Source organism: Ruegeria sp. AI2 (genome assembly GCF_056541275.1).
Map to the genome: position 1 here is coordinate 44,272 of NZ_JBQFYB010000010.1, position 16,961 is coordinate 61,232.

21 protein-coding genes and 1 riboswitch are annotated in these 16,961 nt (G+C 56.9%); of the genes, 11 read left to right on the plus strand and 10 right to left on the minus strand.

The window, feature by feature from the left end; translation table 11 throughout:
• Position 1 precedes the first annotated feature (1 nt).
• From ACR0LL_RS15895 to ACR0LL_RS15920, 6 genes are all read left to right on the plus strand, one after another.
• Positions 2 to 424 (plus strand): disulfide bond formation protein B, encoded by a 423-nt coding sequence (locus ACR0LL_RS15895; RefSeq protein WP_209251498.1) that lies wholly within the window; start codon positions 2 to 4, stop codon positions 422 to 424.
• Positions 421 to 1,080 carry a DsbA family protein gene (locus tag ACR0LL_RS15900; protein ID WP_209251496.1) on the plus strand — a complete coding sequence of 220 codons (660 nt, stop codon included), beginning with the start codon at positions 421 to 423 and terminating at the stop codon, positions 1,078 to 1,080. The genes ACR0LL_RS15895 and ACR0LL_RS15900 overlap by 4 nt, the downstream gene beginning before the upstream one ends.
• 18 nt (positions 1,081 to 1,098) lie before the next feature.
• Positions 1,099 to 1,578, plus strand: a complete 480-nt coding sequence (locus ACR0LL_RS15905; protein ID WP_209251495.1) for a copper chaperone PCu(A)C — start codon at positions 1,099 to 1,101, stop codon at positions 1,576 to 1,578.
• Positions 1,578 to 2,204: an SCO family protein gene (locus tag ACR0LL_RS15910; protein ID WP_209251494.1), complete on the plus strand. Its 627-nt coding sequence runs from the start codon at positions 1,578 to 1,580 to the stop codon at positions 2,202 to 2,204. Before ACR0LL_RS15905 ends, ACR0LL_RS15910 begins: the two co-directional genes overlap by 1 nt.
• A complete protein-coding gene (locus ACR0LL_RS15915; RefSeq protein ID WP_209251493.1) occupies positions 2,201 to 3,568 on the plus strand; it encodes a M23 family metallopeptidase in 1,368 nt (455 codons plus the stop codon). Before ACR0LL_RS15910 ends, ACR0LL_RS15915 begins: the two co-directional genes overlap by 4 nt.
• Positions 3,569 to 3,667: 99 nt before the next feature.
• Positions 3,668 to 3,832 carry a hypothetical protein gene (locus ACR0LL_RS15920; protein WP_170481525.1) on the plus strand — a complete coding sequence of 55 codons (165 nt, stop codon included), beginning with the start codon at positions 3,668 to 3,670 and terminating at the stop codon, positions 3,830 to 3,832.
• Positions 3,833 to 3,884: 52 nt separating this feature from the next.
• On the opposite strand, the gene ACR0LL_RS15925 is transcribed toward ACR0LL_RS15920, so the two are convergent.
• Positions 3,885 to 6,218, minus strand: coding sequence for a heavy metal translocating P-type ATPase (locus tag ACR0LL_RS15925; RefSeq protein ID WP_209251492.1), 2,334 nt, complete (start codon positions 6,216 to 6,218; stop codon positions 3,885 to 3,887).
• A gap of 189 nt (positions 6,219 to 6,407) precedes the next feature.
• Here ACR0LL_RS15925 and ACR0LL_RS15930 point away from each other — a divergent pair, with 189 nt between their 5' ends.
• Positions 6,408 to 6,680, plus strand: coding sequence for a hypothetical protein (locus tag ACR0LL_RS15930; RefSeq protein WP_209251491.1), 273 nt, complete (start codon positions 6,408 to 6,410; stop codon positions 6,678 to 6,680).
• Between the two features lie 41 nt (positions 6,681 to 6,721).
• Here the strand turns inward: ACR0LL_RS15930 and ACR0LL_RS15935 are convergent, their stop codons facing one another.
• The 7 genes from ACR0LL_RS15935 to ACR0LL_RS15965 all read right to left on the minus strand — a co-directional run bounded on the left by ACR0LL_RS15935 (position 6,722) and on the right by ACR0LL_RS15965 (position 12,524).
• The gene (locus tag ACR0LL_RS15935) at positions 6,722 to 7,384 is read right to left on the minus strand and encodes a L,D-transpeptidase (protein WP_170634676.1); all 663 of its coding nucleotides are present in this window, start codon (positions 7,382 to 7,384) and stop codon (positions 6,722 to 6,724) included.
• Between the two features lie 397 nt (positions 7,385 to 7,781).
• Complete coding sequence (locus ACR0LL_RS15940; protein ID WP_170634678.1) at positions 7,782 to 8,285, minus strand: hypothetical protein; 504 nt, start codon at positions 8,283 to 8,285, stop codon at positions 7,782 to 7,784.
• A gap of 64 nt (positions 8,286 to 8,349) precedes the next feature.
• The gene (locus ACR0LL_RS15945; RefSeq protein ID WP_170634742.1) at positions 8,350 to 9,048 is read right to left on the minus strand and encodes a CbtA family protein; all 699 of its coding nucleotides are present in this window, start codon (positions 9,046 to 9,048) and stop codon (positions 8,350 to 8,352) included.
• Between the two features lie 4 nt (positions 9,049 to 9,052).
• Entirely contained in the window at positions 9,053 to 9,223 is a 171-nt protein-coding gene (locus tag ACR0LL_RS15950) for a CbtB domain-containing protein (RefSeq protein ID WP_170481539.1), read from the minus strand.
• 34 nt (positions 9,224 to 9,257) lie between these two features.
• Positions 9,258 to 9,473: riboswitch (cobalamin riboswitch) on the minus strand.
• A gap of 181 nt (positions 9,474 to 9,654) precedes the next feature.
• Positions 9,655 to 9,990, minus strand: coding sequence for a DUF1636 family protein (locus ACR0LL_RS15955; protein ID WP_170634680.1), 336 nt, complete (start codon positions 9,988 to 9,990; stop codon positions 9,655 to 9,657).
• 1,145 nt (positions 9,991 to 11,135) lie between these two features.
• Positions 11,136 to 11,759, minus strand: coding sequence for a transglutaminase-like cysteine peptidase (locus ACR0LL_RS15960; protein ID WP_247748073.1), 624 nt, complete (start codon positions 11,757 to 11,759; stop codon positions 11,136 to 11,138).
• Positions 11,760 to 12,107: 348 nt separating this feature from the next.
• Entirely contained in the window at positions 12,108 to 12,524 is a 417-nt protein-coding gene (locus ACR0LL_RS15965; protein ID WP_170634682.1) for a MerR family transcriptional regulator, read from the minus strand.
• A gap of 37 nt (positions 12,525 to 12,561) precedes the next feature.
• Here ACR0LL_RS15965 and ACR0LL_RS15970 point away from each other — a divergent pair, with 37 nt between their 5' ends.
• Positions 12,562 to 12,993: a hypothetical protein gene (locus ACR0LL_RS15970; RefSeq protein ID WP_475220189.1), complete on the plus strand. Its 432-nt coding sequence runs from the start codon at positions 12,562 to 12,564 to the stop codon at positions 12,991 to 12,993.
• 4 nt (positions 12,994 to 12,997) lie between these two features.
• On the plus strand, positions 12,998 to 13,216 hold the full coding sequence (locus ACR0LL_RS15975; protein WP_237215937.1) for a GDCCVxC domain-containing (seleno)protein: 219 nt from the start codon (positions 12,998 to 13,000) through the stop codon (positions 13,214 to 13,216).
• 211 nt (positions 13,217 to 13,427) lie between these two features.
• Here the strand turns inward: ACR0LL_RS15975 and ACR0LL_RS15980 are convergent, their stop codons facing one another.
• The gene (locus ACR0LL_RS15980) at positions 13,428 to 13,700 is read right to left on the minus strand and encodes a DUF411 domain-containing protein (protein WP_348540343.1); all 273 of its coding nucleotides are present in this window, start codon (positions 13,698 to 13,700) and stop codon (positions 13,428 to 13,430) included.
• Positions 13,701 to 14,188: 488 nt separating this feature from the next.
• On the minus strand, positions 14,189 to 14,602 hold the full coding sequence (locus ACR0LL_RS15985; RefSeq protein WP_170417943.1) for a heavy metal-responsive transcriptional regulator: 414 nt from the start codon (positions 14,600 to 14,602) through the stop codon (positions 14,189 to 14,191).
• An 89-nt stretch (positions 14,603 to 14,691) separates the two neighbouring features.
• Between ACR0LL_RS15985 and ACR0LL_RS15990 the strand changes: the two genes are divergently transcribed.
• Together ACR0LL_RS15990 and ACR0LL_RS15995 are read left to right on the plus strand one after the other, a co-directional pair.
• A complete protein-coding gene (locus ACR0LL_RS15990) occupies positions 14,692 to 15,720 on the plus strand; it encodes a lysylphosphatidylglycerol synthase domain-containing protein (protein WP_475220188.1) in 1,029 nt (342 codons plus the stop codon).
• Complete coding sequence (locus ACR0LL_RS15995; protein ID WP_170417937.1) at positions 15,707 to 16,957, plus strand: MFS transporter; 1,251 nt, start codon at positions 15,707 to 15,709, stop codon at positions 16,955 to 16,957. The genes ACR0LL_RS15990 and ACR0LL_RS15995 overlap by 14 nt, the downstream gene beginning before the upstream one ends.
• The last annotated feature ends 4 nt before the right edge of the window (positions 16,958 to 16,961 follow it).

Here is a 16,961-nt window from a genome sequence, read left to right on the forward strand (position 1 = left end):
CATGTCCCGGTTTTCTAAAGATACACTTCTCGGCCTGGCCTGGGCGATTGCCTTGGTTGCTTCTCTTTCTGTTCTGTTCATTGGAGAGATCCTGGGGCAGACGCCCTGTGTGCTGTGCTGGTTCCAGCGCGCGTTCATGTTCCCATTGGCGATCGTACTGGGGCTTGGCCTGTGGTGGCAGGACCAGAACGTGGGCCGATACGGGATAGCACTGGCATTGGGGGGCGCCGTTGTCGCCTTGTGGCACATGGGCCTGTATGCTGGTCTGATCCCGGAAAAAATCCAACCATGCTCGGCAAGTGGTCCGTCCTGCACCGACGCAAATCAATCTGTTTTGGGCATCCCGATTCCGCTGATGGCGCTCGTTTCATTCGCGCTGATCGGCGTTCTGTGCGCCCTTTCACTCAAGGAGAAACAAGTATGAACAGACGTGGCATGATCTTGTCCGTTCTCGCGCTCGGTGGGGCCGGATTCGGGGCCGCCGCCTGGTACGTGAACCGAACGACTGCTTCAGGCAACACCGAGCCTGTCGCACCCGAAATCGCCGAAACACTTATCCGTTCCTACTCGCCTGTTCTCGGCCCTAAAGACGCACCGGTTACAATTGTCGAATTTTTCGATCCGGCTTGTGAAGCCTGCCGTGCCTTTCATCCGGTCGTGAAGGACATAATGGCTCAGCATGGAGACGCCGTGCGTGTTGTGATCCGGTACACCCCTTTCCATGGCGAAGGCTCAGAGGAGGCGATCCGCGTGCTTGAAGCGGCACGCATGCAGGGGGTCTTTGAACCGGTCCTGGAAGCCGTGCTGCGAGAGCAGCCCAAATGGGCCGCGCATGGTGCGCCTGAGCCTGGTCTTATTATTCGAATTGCAGCAGCGGCGGGACTGGATGCCGAGGCAGCGCAGGCACAAATGCTTGCGCCCCAGACAGTTGGTGTTCTCAATCAGGATCGCGCTGATGTCGAAGCGGCCGGTATAAGGCAAACTCCGACATTCTTCGTCAATGGCAAATCTCTGGATCCGTTTGGTGAGGCTGAATTGAGGCGCCTGGTCGCTGCAGAAGTTGCAGCACTGCAAAGCTGAGCAGTAGCGAGAGGTACTATGAGACTCACTGCAAAAAATACTCTTCTGGCAGGTGTACTGAGTGCATTCGGTCTGACGGCCATTCTCTCGGCACCGGTTCTGGCAGGGGGCAACGATGTTGTCGTTGAAGATGCCTGGTCGCGCGCTTCTATTGGCTCCAACCGACCTGGGGTCGCTTACATGACGATCCGCAACACCGGCAATGAGGCCGTCACGCTGACGTCTATCCGCACCGATCTTGCGAGGATGCCCGAGATCCATCAGACATCGACCAATGCAGAGGGCGTCAGTTCCATGGCACCCGCTGGCGAGCTGGAAATTGCGCCGGGTGGTTTCGTAGCGCTTGAGCCGGGCGGGCTCCACGCAATGCTCATGCGGCTGCAACGCCCTATGATCGAAGGCGAGCGCTTTACGCTGACTCTTATCTTTGCTGATGGCGCAGAAAAGACCGTCAACGTGCCGATATTTGGCATCGCGGCGCGAGGCCCCGAGAGCTGATGCAGCGGCGACGCGTTCTCACATTCGGGTCTGCTGGACTTGGAGCAATCGGCCTGACGCTCTTTGCCGGATGGTGGCAAGTGGATGGGCCGGGAGCGGCTCAATCCGATCGCCTTCGCCCCCTTGCGTTGTCGGACATGAACTTTCGCATGGTTGATCACGAAGGGATCACCGTCACCCCGCAATCGCTGGTCGGACGTGCAACAATGGTGTTCTTCGGCTTTACCTACTGCCCGGATGTTTGCCCGACGACTCTTTCGGATATTTCCCTCTGGCTGGATGATCTGGGCAATGACGCGGACGAGTTGAACGTCGTGTTTATAACCGTAGACTCTGAAAGGGACACGGTCGATGCCATGGCCGATTATGTCAGCTACTTTCATCCGGCTATTCGCGGTTGGGTCGGCGTTTCGGACCAAATCGCGCAAGCCGCAGACGACTTTCGCGCCAATTATGAAAAAGTTCCACTGGAAGATGGCGACTACACAATGAACCACACCGCAAGTGTTTTTCTGTTTAACCCCACAGGCGAATTTGTCAGCACCATCGACTATCATGAGCAGAGAGAGTTCGCTGTACCCAAGATCCGCCGCGCTTTGAAAAGTGGAGCGGATACAACATCATGAACGCACGGTTTCTAGCAACCTCGGCGATCGCGATCAGCAGCGTCTCGATTGCTTCGATCATGTTCATTGCCTCGAACAGGTCTGAAATGACGGCGCCTGCGCCCACGGTCTTTCAGCTGCCCAAACTTCCTGCGGAACCGCAGATCACATCGGCTCCGTTGCTGAATGTACCATCGGCAGAACTCGCTCCAAGCCCCGTTTCGTTTCGACCTGCTCAGCCGGAACCCATTCAGGCAGAGGAACCTTTGCCACCTGTTGAACCACCTTCACGAACATGGACGCGCGAGCTTGCAGTGGGTGACACACTCGACAGTATGCTGTCTGACGCGGGGATCGACGCAACCGATCGCGCCGAAATCGCACTTGCACTTGGCGCTGAATACGACTTGCGGCGCTTGCGGCCGGGTCACTCGATAACAGTCGTTGCAACGGCAGCGGATCAACTGTGGAGTGTGGAGCTCGCCGTGGAAGATGGCGTGAGAATTGAAGTGACACTTAGCGAGACGTTGTCCACGCGCGTGGTCTCACCGGAACCCGACACTGTCATTCTGGCCCGCAAAACAGAGATCGAAACTTCGATTTCAAATGCGCTGAGTAGCGCAAAGATCCCGGTTCGTTTTGCGGTGGATCTCGCTCAGATGCTGAGCGGGACAGTGGATTTTCGGAGGGACCTGACAGGTGGTGAAGCTCTCCGTCTTCTCTGGCGCGAAAAGAGCATCGATGGCGAGAGGGTGGGCCAGTCCGAGCTCATTTTTGCGGCGCTGGAAGTTGATGATCGGCTTTACGAAATAGCATGGCCAGACGACGACAACGGTCGCGCCACGATCTATGTTGATGGTGAACTTCTTCGTGTCTTTGCCCAACCCGTCGAAGGCGCGCGCCTGAGTTCAGTCTTTGGTCGGCGAAAACACCCGGTCTACGGCAATGTGCGGATGCATACAGGTGTCGATTTTGCTGCTGCACGCGGCACGCCGGTACATGCGACAGCTCCGGGCCGGGTATCCTATGTTGGTTGGCGCGGGGGGTATGGGCGTGTGGTGGAAATCGCTCATGGATCGGATACGGTCACGCGATATACGCATCTTAGCGCAACCGCCGATGGTCTGGCCAAAGGTCAGCGCGTGGAGGCTGGCGAGATGGTTGGCCGTGTCGGGTCGAGCGGCACCGCGACCGGCCCCAATCTTCATTATGAAGTATTGGTTGACGGGCGCCCAACGGACCCGCTTTCTGACGACCGACTTGCTGCCGCTGCGAACAACGAGGTTGAAAGCGAAGCAGCGCGAAAACGCTTAAGAAATGCTCGGGCACAGCTTGAGGAACAGCTGGGCAATACCGTCGCCAAAAAAAGCGAATCTAGTTCGTGAGAGTTTCTTAAAACGGCTTCAGGTGCGCGGCTATCAGTTAGCGGGTATGCGCACCTGAAGCGAACTGCACTGCAGAAGAACCAAATCAGAGGATGTAAGATGATGGCAATCGCGGGGGCCTTGGTTGGCGCCGTTTGGGGTGGGGTCCTGGCAAAGCGCCGGAATGGCAACAGCCTTGATATTCTTCAATACGCTACAGGATATGCCATCGCTTTTGGCCTGGTGGCGTTCTTTCTTTCGATCGCAGTTGTGCGCCTGATGTAACGCGCCAGTAAGCGAGGCGAAAGCCGGACACCTTGAAGTCCGGCTTCCACTCTTATGTGGTCGCAGCGCCTGTTCCGTGCGAGCCAAGGGTATTTGCCGCAGTCTGGGCGGTGTGATCTTCCGGAGCTTTCAGAAGCCGTAAGGCATTGGCCACGACCAGCAAGGACACTCCGACATCCGCGGCGATTGCACCCCACATGGATGCCAGCCCAAAACCCGTCAGAGTCACAAACAATGCTTTGGTCGCAAGTGAGAAGCCGATGTTCTGACGGATGATCGACATGGTTCGACGTGAATGGTCGATCAGCCAGGGTACTTTACCGATGTCGTCGGTCATTAGAGCAATATCTGCGGTCTCAATAGCAGCGTCGGACCCAACTGCACCCATCGCGACCGCATAATGTGCCCGAGCCATCGCAGGTGCATCGTTGACGCCATCGCCGATCATCGCAACCATCTCGTGTTGCTCTGCCAGTTCTTCGATCGCAGCGACCTTGTCTTCCGGCAGAAGCTGGGCCCGGACTTCGTCGATGCCGACTTCGGCTGCTACCGCTCTCGCGGTTTGTTCGTTGTCACCTGTCAGCATGATGATTGACTTCACGCCCTGCGCGTGAAGCCGGGCAACGATGTTCTTGGCTTCGGGGCGAATGCGGTCCCGCAGCTCAAGCAAACCGGTGACTCCGTTCTCATCCCCGACAACCACAAGTGTGCTTCCCGCGCTCTCGATCTGGTTGCTCAATTCGGCAGGAATGGACGCGCCAAAGCCCTTCTCTACAGCGAAGCGGTCAGAGCCAAGCCAGATATTTCCGCGCTCGGTGCGGCCCTCAAGACCCCGACCGGGAACGGTTCGGATATCTTCAGCCGCAGATATCGAAATGTCGGTCTGTTCTGCCCTGGTGAGAATGGCGCGGGCCAACGGGTGTGAAGATCGAACCTCAAGGCTGGCAGCGCTTGCCAACAGTTCCCGCTCGGATGCGCCGCCCAGCGGATAGACATTGGCCACTTCAGGCTCGCCCATGGTGATCGTGCCGGTCTTGTCCATGGCCAGTGCGGTAGTGCGCCCGGGGGCTTCGATATATGCACCGCCCTTAATCAGAACCCCGGCCCGGGCCGAAGCGGTCAAAGCCGCAACGATTGAAACCGGCGTGGAAATGACGAGTGCACAGGGGCAGGCGATAACCAGAAGAACAAGTGCATTGTAAAACCAAAAGCCCCACGATGCGCCAAATGCAAGCGGTGGGATCAGGGCGATGGCCACTGCAACGACCATAACGATGGGCGTATAGATCCGCGCAAATTTTGTTACCCACTGCTCAACCGGCGCACGGCGCGCATGAGCATCACCGACCATCCGGATGATCTTGGCAAGCACGGTATCGGACGCTGTTTTCGTCGCACGTATTTTGAGGGTGCCTTCACCATTGATTGTGCCGGCGTAGACCTCATCACCCAGCTCTTTGGGGATCAGTGCGCTTTCACCTGTGATTGGAGCCTGGTCAACGGCACCGGCCCCTTCGATGACTTCCCCGTCAAGTGGAATGCGATCCCCACCCCGAACGATGAAGCTGTCGCCGACAAAGACATCCGCCGCCGGGACCGTTGCCTCTGAGCCGTCAGCACGAACCAGCCGAACCGTCGGGGGGGCCAGATCAAGCAGCGCGGATACTGCGTTGCGAGCCCGTCCGACACTCCAGCTTTCCAGATAAAGAGAGAGCGAAAAGAAAAATGCTACAGTTGCCGCTTCAAAAAACTCACCCAGACCGATGGCACCAGCGACGGCAACAACCATCAAAAGGTTCATATCCGGCGAAAGGCGCTGCGCCGAAGACCAGGCCTTGGGGGCCACCAGCCAGACGCCAAACAAGATCGCGACCGCGAACAAAGTGGCCTCGGGCAAAGGCATCGGAACCTCACCATGTCCCGAAAACAGTCCAAGCGCTCCGCCCATGCCTGTTTCGAAGATGTGCCAGCCAAAGCCTGCCGCCCAAAAACCTCCGCTGAGTGTGGTGAACCGTCGCTGACGCGCAATATGCGCCGCCTGATCCAGGGCGGCATTTCCGTCATCCCAAGGTTTGGCGTTCATACCGGTGCAGGCAACCAGCAGCATGACGTCTTCGTCAGAAAGCTTGGCAGCACTTTCAAGAAGCGTCATTCGACTGTTGATGACATCAAAAGCGAGATGCTCTTCACCACCAACTTTCGGGCCGATAACCCGGTTCAGGATCACAACCTCTTCGGCGCAATCGAGGCCAGAGACCTGAAAGCTTCTACCGCCGTCAGGAATTGGACCGGCGGGGGCGATGGCGCCACACCCGCCACTACTGCATGCGTGGTGACCATGTTTGTTTTCGTGGCCATGGTCGTGGCTATGGGTATCGGATGACATGATCGGACCTCAAGAATCTCTATGGTCCTTTGTAAGTAGTTCCTACAGTAACTAGAGCTTCAATACCTTTCTGAATTTTTTAGCATCCGGGTTCCTTGCGCGTGATACCGACACTCCATTCCTTCTTGCGGGCTGGTCGCGTGGATGCAATCTAGTCGCAGAGGACGCAAAAAATTCTGGAACAGGTCAATGCAGAAACGGATCGCAATTACCATCACGTTAGTCTCGATTACTGCCGGTTGCTCAGCCCAGTTCACTGGGGCCAAAAGCAAAGCACTTGAACCAGGCAACGTGCCAGATTCAGTCGTTGCGCTGGCAGGGCCGGGGCAGGATCTGGCCACGGCACGCCTTTTGCCAGAAGACAATTGCTTCTGGTATGAGCACAGCGGACCTGTCGAGACGACATTGGTACCATTGCGCGCGACGAATGGCGCTCCGATCTGCGCCGCGCGAGACGCCTGATAAAAAAGAGGGCGACGACGTCCACCTACGCTGCCCAAAATTTATGAGCGGGCTGTGACGCTATCTTCGGCCGAGTATAAATATGCGGTCGAGCCGATTCTTACATGTGGGTAGAGATCATTGATATGGGCCATGATCATTCTAACACATCCAGAACTTGCGCGACCACCGATGCTTCTAGGCTGAGGCGTGCCGTGAATTCTGAGATATGTATCTCGATTTCCAACGTATAGATAAAGGGCTCGAGAGCCGAGAGCATTACTTGGCCCGGGTTCCATACCATCCCGAAATTCCGCGTATTCGGGGTTGCGCTCGATCATTGAAGCCGTTGGCGTCCAATGTGGCCACTCGACCTTGCGCCGGATAGCATAGGTTCCGGGCTCGTAAAGGTTCCCTCGCGCGATCGCAACGCCATAGCGCATTGCGGTCCCGCCTTCCTCGATATGGTAAAGATAGCGCGCGACCGCATCGACATGGATGTCACCAGGAACCAAACCATCATTTGCTACGACACGTCGTGGTAAAAAACGGTCATGAACGCCCCATGGATTTGAGGTCGCTGGATCGTAATCAAATGGCGTGACCTGGCTGTCCCAATAGGTCTTTTGCGACGAGGTTGGCCATGTTTTGGCGATCAATGGACTGGCCGCAGACGCGGAAAACAGCGCAGTGGTTGATTGAATGAAATAGCGCCTTGTCAGCATAGATCTCAGCCTGGTTCACAAGTTCAATGTATTTGCATCGCATTTTCACGATCAAATTCGAGTCTTAAAGCCTCTAGCAGCTAGAGCTTCAAGAGGTTTCAGGTAACGCTTAGTTTATCCAGTCGATCAGGTGCGCGGTGGCGTGAACTCTGATTTGATCGAGTTTGCTTTGGACTGGGTCAAAAAAGCAATGGAAAGAACCGAAATGCCCATTGTAGTTGCTTCATGTTTTCGGTTTCCGACGATGCAAGCCAAAGGAACAAGACGGGAATTCGGCGCGGCTTTGCAACAGCTTATCTGTCCTTGGATACAGAGCGGCAAAAACCCGCGCGCACGCTGTACTTGCCGCTTAGACCCGCTGAATCCGCGTAGTTGTCTTCTCAGCCAGGAATGTCAATCAGGAGTCATCGCCGTCAGGCTGCACGGTCACTTTGGCCTCCACGGGCACACCCTCAACCATCAGAGGGCTGTGGCTGTTGCCATTGAGAGAAACTTTTACTTCAACATCGCCATCGGGGAGCGACGGAAGGTGTAACCAATTGGCATAAAGGCGGCCCAGCTTTTCGCCGTTGATATAAACATGCGCGTGACCTTCGCCTGGAACGTCAGCCGTGGAGGCATTTTCCGGAGCAAAGCGAAAGTTCTGCGGTGTCACACGCAGATTCCAGCCCGCCATAGGATCCTTAATCATCTGGATCGCCACACTGGGGGCGTCGCTGTCGGCAGGCAGATTAGTGGCAGCGGAGTGGTCGTGCGCTGCCATCTCCATGTTGCCGCCGTGTTGGGCCGGGTCAGTATGGTCATGGCTCTCAAAGGTGCTACCGCTGCTGGCGGCAATCACAAAGCCAGCACCGCCGCCAAAGACAAGTCCGATGGCAAAGAGAGCAAGAGAACGGGACATCTTGTCATCCTCAATAAAAAAAACCCGCCGGTGTAACCAGCGGGGTAGCAATGGAGGAGCGCGATCAGACTGCAGCGCCTGCGCGCTTGCCTTCTGTCTGCCAGAAGTGGCCGGTGAAACTGCCTAAGAGTGCCCAGGCGGCCATGCCGATGCCGAAGGCCCGGGCAGCAAAAAGCGCCCCGATCTCGGTCGGAACCGGCCCAGAGAAACTCTCAGGCTCAGGGGCCCCGATAATATGCGGTACCATTAGCAGCACGGCCGCAATCAGGTAGCTTACCAGGTTACCTCCAAAGGCAATCAGCCACATGGCTACGCCGGCTGCGGCAACGGTGACCGTCCACCAGATCTGACGCACTCCCACATCTGCTGCCGCTACGCCGGGAACTTCTGGAGCCAGTGACAAGCCAGGAGCAAAGTGGAAGGCGACAAAGCCCGCAAGACCCCAAAGCAGGCCGGTGCGGCCGTTGATCTCATGCCCCTGACGTTCGGCTACTGACATCAGCGCCGCCAGGACTAGCGCATAGCCGGTGTAGGTAAGCATGGTGAAGATAATGCTGAGACCATCGCGCATCGGCTCGGCGAACATGCCGGGCAGGTCGGGATGCGCAGTTACGGGATCAGCGCCAAAATGCACCAGGTCGCCGCCCTCATAGAGCTCGGCGTGAAGTAGCACTGGCTGCACGAAATACAACTGCAGAAGGGCGGCAATCAGCCCCGCTGCTGCACCAGCGAACAAGCCGCTGGTCAGAATACGACTGAACATTGTTTTAGTGGCAGGGGAAGCCAGTTGCGTGGCGCACATCATGAGCCGCGTCATGCAGGCCAGAAGCCTGAACATGGCCAGTCACGGTAATGATCCCTAGACCCAGAACCACGGCGAATACTGCAGGCAGAAAGGATGCGCCAGCGGCGGATGCCTTGATCGTTTTTGTCGTCATTTTAATCCTCCTCGCCGTCACACCCGACGGCATATGTTGTGTCCATCCTACGGCCGGTCTCCTGACTCGCAGGTCACAGCAGACTTCCCCCTTCCCAGCGCCATTACGCCAGTGGTATTGGAAGGCCGCTCGCCGCTCACAGTCGCGGGGGCGGTCAAGGCTTCAGTGCGGTAGTTTGGTGCACCGTCCTCATTCCCGTTTCAGTCCCAGTGCGTAGGCACCTTTGGACACCGTAGAAGCCTTTATTGTTCCATAGTGCTTTGTTCCGTCAAGTACGAAAGCGACATCATAGTATTCTGCAGCGGTCAATCTTAGGTAATGGCAGGCTTGGTTTAGATTTTAGCCGTTCAGTGCAGAAGGCTAAGTCGAAAAACACAAACTGTAAGCTGAAAACTCGACACCGGAGCTTTGGTCGGCAAGTTGCATGTTGGCTATCTTTTTTGTGCCGGTATACGTGCAATCGCCTTGAAACGTAGCTTACCTAGCTTCCTGGCGTCAGCGAAGTCGCCGTCAGTACTGTCCTCATACATCCGCATGAAGATCATTATGTCCGGAAGATCGACAACCGTAACCTCACCGAAAAGATAGGCGGTCTTGCCGCTTTGTCGCACCGCCAACGTCTGTGGTCGGTGACAACCGGACATGCAATCCACTTGCTGCAACTCGGCTTGCACCCCCGATGCCTCCAGCGTTGCGGCTAATTGATCATAAAGGGTGGAATCCGCGTCGCGGCAGGTTCTGCAAAGCGTGAGGTTAGGTAGGCACATGCGTCAGGCTGATCCTTGATCGAGAACTTCCATCTGAGATTTCATATTTGCTGGTCGGTTGTTAGCTCAGTTTCAATACGTGTTTTGACTCTAAGTCTGGAAAAGAGTCCATACTCAGGCAGGAAGGACACATGAGCCCTAGCCCTCGAAAACTTTGCAAATACACCGAGTGCGAGACGGGGATTTGGCAGGGCGAAGAAGCAACCATCAGACGAAAAAATTTTTAAGTTTCTACGTGAGACTGAGCTGAAGCAGGTGGTAGGCGATGAAGTGGAAACAGCTCACGCGAAACATCTTTGTTCTTCAATAATCTGAAACAGCATTGCCTCCGGGATCGGCTCGCCATGACACGCCTATTTTCAGGTCCGCGCGCACCGCGCCTCCCAAGGCGAATTCCGAGACGCGACAGGTTCTTGTTGCGCGTAACTAGGTTCGTTCTATCGTCAATTACAGTCTAGATCCGGGACATATAGCGGGGTTCGTGCTTGATGGTTACCTTTCGGTTACCACGACCGATCATGGGACTGAATGCGTAGCGACAACCGACGACATTCAAAAGGAAGTACGCTGATGCGAAACGCCTCGGCATTAACAACTTTTCTGTCTGCGTCACTACAACCGAGGATCGCCCATGCCGCCATCGGTTCTCGCCGCAACCCGGTGTGATGGGTGTTGTGATAACGGCATATCTCCGGGTGCAGCCAGTCTTCGAACTCCTCCAATGTCATCGACGCAGTGCCGGAGCCGTCGCATTTCCCCTTATCCTTGGGGGATAATTGCGTTCTTCCCTAAAGTAGATGAACGGCCTCCATGGTCGTCCTAATCAGGCGTTCGATATCTTCGCCGTAACGCGCTCGACCCGGTGGCCTTTACTTGACGGAGATACTCCAATCTGAGCGGGTCAAATGGAAGGTTTCGCTGCGGAAACGCGCCCATTGTCTACGTGTATGGCTTGCGGAATCCCAACAGTAGGCCAATACGACACCTCCGAGATATCTGGCGCGCGGATCGAATTCGTTCACACGCAATGGTGCAAACACAAGCAGATGGACGAGTCGGACTGAGCATCGAAACTCAACTATGCGCCCAGAACAATGCAGGTCGTGACATCAATTGCGAGAGGCAACCAATGTCTACCCAATGGTTTAGCCGCTAGAAACCTGTACCCAACGATCAGGGTGAATCGGGTCCTGTATTCGTAGGAAAAGATACCTTGTTTCCTTCCACGTTTTGATCCTGTTGGTAACATTGTCCAGAACCAAATCGCCTTCACTCGAGCGATAGACTAGAACAGCATGGCCATTGCGATTGGTGTCCAAGACGGTCGCGATTAGTAGCTTCGTAGGATCCACACCGTTCTGCACAAGTTCAAACTTCTTTTGCAAAGCGAAGTCTTCGCAATCTCCTGACCCTTGCGTCGGCAGTGTCCAGTATTCCTTTGTCCCGTATTGGCTTTGATCCGAAACGGCACGGATTCTCCGATTGACGCGCGTGTTGATCGTTTTAACGATCTGATTTTCTTGTGCCACGGACAGACCAGAACTACGAGCGCTCGCGCACGCCCAAGAGTAATCTTTGCATAGTGTTTTGGCACCGGATGGCGCTTCAATCTTTCTGTCAAGACCGATCGAGGGAAGCTCAGAGGCTTGTAATGTAGCGGCAGACACAAAAAAGCTGCATATAAAACAGATCATTGGGAGATAACCCAGCAGGTTTTTCGATAACATTCTCTGAACTAACGTGGGATTTGTCATATCTGCCTTCTCCATGCTCGTTCCTCGAAGGTATCCAAACTTCCGGGGCCAATGTATTTTATTCCAAGCCTTCATGTGCCTTGAGGCATTGCAACTGCTTCTTAGCCTCTAGGGGTAAAGCGGCAAAAATTTGCAGATTCTTTGGTATTTCTTCCTTAGTTGACAGCATCAGAGCATCCACGCCATCACCAGTCCGGCATAGCTAACAGCGCGAACTAGAGGGTAAGCTGATCGCAATTCTCTCATTCAACAAAAATACAACACAGATCGGCCGTCATCGCTTAAGGTTACGAAATACTGGGACAATGAAGCCGCTCCTCCCCAAACTGAGACAGGCAGTTTCGGTTTTTCCGGGCGCTGCAATTAGTGACCGCTAATGACATCTTTGACGACAGGCTCGTTGAGCAACGCCGTTAGCAGGGGGCATGCTGCTCCTTCAGTACAGGTCTGCACAAGTTCTACCAATGCTTGCTCCAGCCGTTGGAGAGCGGCGATCTTTGACCTGACCTTGTCGAGATGTTTTGTTGCGACGTCTTCGGCGTCACGACAGGCTTGCTCCGGCGCTTTGGACAATTCGCGAAGTGCGCATGCATCCTGAATAGTGAAGCCAAGATCGCGGCAGCGTTTGATGAATCTGAGCTCGGATATTTCCCGTTCCGTGTAAGCGCGGCGCCCCGAGGCGGTTCGACCGGTTTTCTCGACTATGCCTTCCCGTTCGTAGTAGCGGATCGTCTCGACCGACAGGCCGGTCAATCTCGCCACTTCGCCAATCGCAATCATGTGATGACCTTTCCCTTGAACCTGTAGCCACTACAGGATGCATATTGTCGGTCATGATGTCGAATTTCGCAAACCGCACGAAGCAAAAATCGAGGAAGCCGAACCGGCTTCCGCTCAAGATCGTCAAAGTCGGAGAAAGCAGACTATGAGCAAGTTTGTAGGGGCGAGTTTTCTTGGATCGTTTACCGCATTTGGCGTTGCGACCTGCTGCATCTTGCCGATGGCCTTGATTTTACTTGGCTTGGGAGGGGGCTGGCTGGCCGTATTTGGCAAGATTGCCGCCGCGAGTTATTACGTGCTCGGCGGTTCGACGGCCCTGCTGTTTCTCTCTGGCATCGTCGCGTACCGCCATGGTTCACTCGACCGCCTCAAATGGTGGCTGACAGGCAGTTTTGCGTTAACGACCATCGCTTGGGTTATCGTACTCAACGAAATCCGAATAAATGATTTCCTGATAACCTTGATGTGACGCCATGAGTGAAAAGCACCCGAACCTTGTCAGCACGATCATCTGCCCGGAATGTGGACATTCAAGGCCTGAAACGATGCCAACAGACGCGTGCCAGTGGTTCTACGAATGCACATCTTGCGGAAAAGTCCTGAAGCCACTTCCCGGCGATTGCTGCGTCTACTGTTCCTACGGATCGGCCCCATGCCCGCCAATTCAGGCGGGCGACAAATGCTGCGGTTGATACGGCGACCGGGATGTCGGTTTTGTCCGCAAAGCCGGTCATCAGGCTTTGCGGACGCAGGTATTTTTTCACCGTAGGCTGGAACTTGCCCGGTAGGACAAGGCAGGCGTGAAGTCACGGATCAACTGGTTTGCCGTGAAGAATGTCACGTAAACCAGGCAGCAGAAGCGAGCGCCGTGTTTGTCAGGATCTTGCCAGCGCCATCGGGAAATTATGCGGCCGGGTAGCTGGCGAACACCTCTGTGGTTCCATCCTTGCGGATCAGAAAGACGTCGAAGGCTTCGCGTTCACTTTCCGGCCCCATGCCCGGTGAGCCGAAAGGCATTCCCGGAACCGACAGTCCGACAGCATTCGGGCGTTCGCCCAGCAGGCGCCGAATGTCAGCGGATGGGACGTGTCCTTCGATCATGTAGCCCTCCACGCGACCCGTGTGGCATGACATCATGCCCTCCGGAATCCCATTGGCGGTTTTGTAAGCGTTCAAGGCCTCCCAAGCACTGTTTTCCACGCCTACTTCAAAACCTTCCGCCCGCATGATTTTGATCCACGATCCGCAGCACCCACAATTCGGATCCTTCAGGACATGGATTGAGGGACCGGTTTTCGCGAAGGCGGGAAGCGCCGCGCTGCACGCAATTGCCGCGGCTCCTTGCATCAAGCGGCGGCGGCTCAGGTTATTCATTGTCATGTTCCCTCTTGGGTAAACTTGTCTTAAACCGATATAAAATCGCACCGGTAGGATAAAAGCTGGACCGCATTTACAGGGCCGACTTGTCCGTCACCCTCCGACACTCATCAGATATGGCTTTCTGGGCGACGCAGGGATTTCTCACAATGATCTGGCGCAAACTCTGCTCGGAAGCGGAACCCTCGCTCTCCTTTTTTCGCTGCACCTGCCGTTCTGGGTCCTGCTTGGCAATAACCCGGTTCGCAAGCAACGCCGCTACCCTCCGTTCAAGGCCGGAATTGCGCCTATTTCTCACTGCTGCGTTCTATGGCGCCCACGATCGAACAGTTCTGAATTCCACCACGCCCCGGACACGCCGCGATCAGCTCGTCCAGATTGTTCCTCAACCGTGCAAGCCCTTCGATCCGTTCCTGAATTTCGTCCCGCTTTTTGCGCGCTCTGGCCTGCATCGCGACGCACTCGGTATTTGGTGCCGTGCGCAACTCCAAAATTTCCGCGATTTCTGCCAGCGAAAATCCGAGCTTCTTAGCGCCGGATATGAATTTCAGCCGCCAAAGCGTGTCACCACCATAGTCCCGCGCGCCGCCGTCAATTGGGCGCGGCGGCTGAGTGACAAGGCCCTTCTTTTCATAAAATCTGATCGTCTCGACGCCTATCCCGGTCTCGCGCGCGGCCTGGCCGATCTTGAGTGGTTGCATCGCGGTCTCCCTCCGTCACCGTCATCTTGACACCGTATCATGATACGGAGGTTAAAACATTGAGGTCTTGGTAGTTGCGAGGATGTCAAATGCGGACCTTCCTGAAACGGTGGCTGCTGCCGATATTCGGCTCCGCCCTGGCGCTCTATCTGGTGTTTGCGCTCTACGGCAGCCTCGATTTTGCGCTGTTTCTGCAGGGCCTGCGCGGAGCCAACATGTTCTGGATCGCGATTCTTGCCGCCACCATCCTGCTGGAGCAGCTGATGAGCGGCTGGAAGTGGCGGCAGATCCTGTTCGACGTGAAACCCGTCGGCACCCTGCGGCTGACGGGGGCGCTACTGGCAGGTTATGGCGCAAATGTCCTTGTCCCGCTCGGCATCAGCCCGCTGGTCCGGGCCTGGCTGGTTGCCCGGCTCGACCGCTTGAAGATGGCGACCGTGCTTGCAACCGCGATCATCACCCGGTTCCTCGACGGCGTCGTTTTCGCCCTTTTTGCCGGAGCGGTGGCCGCCGCCGGCCAGATTCCACAGATCGAGGGTGACCTGCGGCTGGGATTGAGCGTTGCGGGCCTGTTGAACCTGATGCTTTTCGGCAGCCTGCTTTGGGTTCTGTTCCGGTTCCGCGCGTCACTTCTGAGCGAGGACCCTCTGGTCTGCCGACTCTTCGACTGGGCTGCCGCCCGCATCGGGGCCGATGGCGCGTATCTGCGCACCGCGCTCGGTGAAGGGATCGTCTGGCCACAGGCACGGGCCCGCCGCGTCGCCGCCATTGCCGCAGCCATTGCGGGTAAGCTGGTGGCGACAACCCATTTCCTGTGGGCCGGGCTGGCGGTTGGCGTGGTGCTGAGCGCGTGGGATTACCTGTTCCTGATGGTGTTTGCCGGGTTCGCCATGGTTCTGGGTCGTTTCGTGCGCATCCCGGCGAGCTTTGTCTTTGGGGCGGGGTTCGCGCTCAAGGTGCTTGGCGTTCCGGACGAAACCGCCCTTCTGATGATCCTGTTCAACTATGTGCTGACGATCCTTCTGGTGGTCGGGATCGGCCTGACGGTGTTGTGGCAGAGCGGCATCGACATCCGCCGCGCCCGGGCGGAGGCAGAGGCGGCGAATGGCAAGGCGTAATCCCGAAGACACGAGATTTTGGCGCATCGCCGGTGCTGGTGCGGTGTTTCAGGGCGGGTCGGCGGCGGTGGACAGCGCGACGGTGGTGGCCAGTCTGGTGCATATGCTGACCGGTAGCGCGCTGGCCGTGGGCTATGCCAGCACGGTCCTGCGTCTTGGCTGGCTGCTGCCCCAGTTCGCGGTGGGCTACCTCGCCGAGCGCACCGATCGGCGGATGCCGTTCTACGCCCTTGGTGCCTATGGGCGGGCGATCACGGTCGCGATGATCGGTATTCTTCTGTGGTGGGGGGCCGACTGGCCTCAGGTCGATTGGCCTCCGGTTCCGCTGGCGCTCGGGATGCTGGGATTGTGGACGGTCTATGCCTTTGTCAGCGGCGTGGTCGCGGTGCCCTACAACGACATCGTCGGCCGGGCGATCCCGTCCGAGCGCCGCAGCCGGATGTTGGCCTGGCGCTTTTTCGGCGGCGGTGTTCTGGCGGTTCTGGTGGCGGGCTTTCTGCGACACGCGCTCGACGTGATGCCGCCGCTCAGGGCCTATGCGCTGATCTTCTGGCTCGGCGCGGTGCTGATGATCGTCTCTGCGACGCTTTTTGTCTCCGCGGGTGAGCCCGCTACCGCTGCAAGGGCGCCACGGGACCGTCCTGCCAATCTGTCTGGATTTCTGCGCGAAGGTTTCTCGACGCTGCGGCAGGACCACCGGTTCCGGCTGTTCCTGATCTTCCAATGGCTTGGTGCAGCGACGCTGATGGCGTTGCCGTTCTATGTCGTTGCCGCCAGCCGCAGCGGCCTCGGGGCGGCGGATGTCGGAACGCTGTTGGCGGCGCAGACTGTCGGCGCGCTGGCCTCGAATCCGCTCTGGGGCCACATCGGAGACCAGGCGGGCAAATTGCGCCTGCTGGGGATAGTGGCACTGGTGCGTCTCGGACCTCCGGTGCTGGTTTTGCTGCTTGTGGTCACGGGTTCGGGGCTGACCGGTTTCGCGGTGCTGTTCTTCCTGATCGGCGCGATGATGAACGGGGTGACCATCGGCTATCTCGGCTATTTGCTGGAGATCTCGCCCGACGACCGCCGCCCGGCCTATTCCGCGTGGTTCAACAGCTTTGCGGCCCCGGCGGCGCTGGCGCCGCTTGTGGGCGGTGTGGTGGTCAGCATGATCGCCATCGAAGCCGTGTTCATCGCTGCGATCCTGGCCGCGCTGGGACAGGTCGCGATCGCCGCGCGGCTGACACGGGGTTGAAATA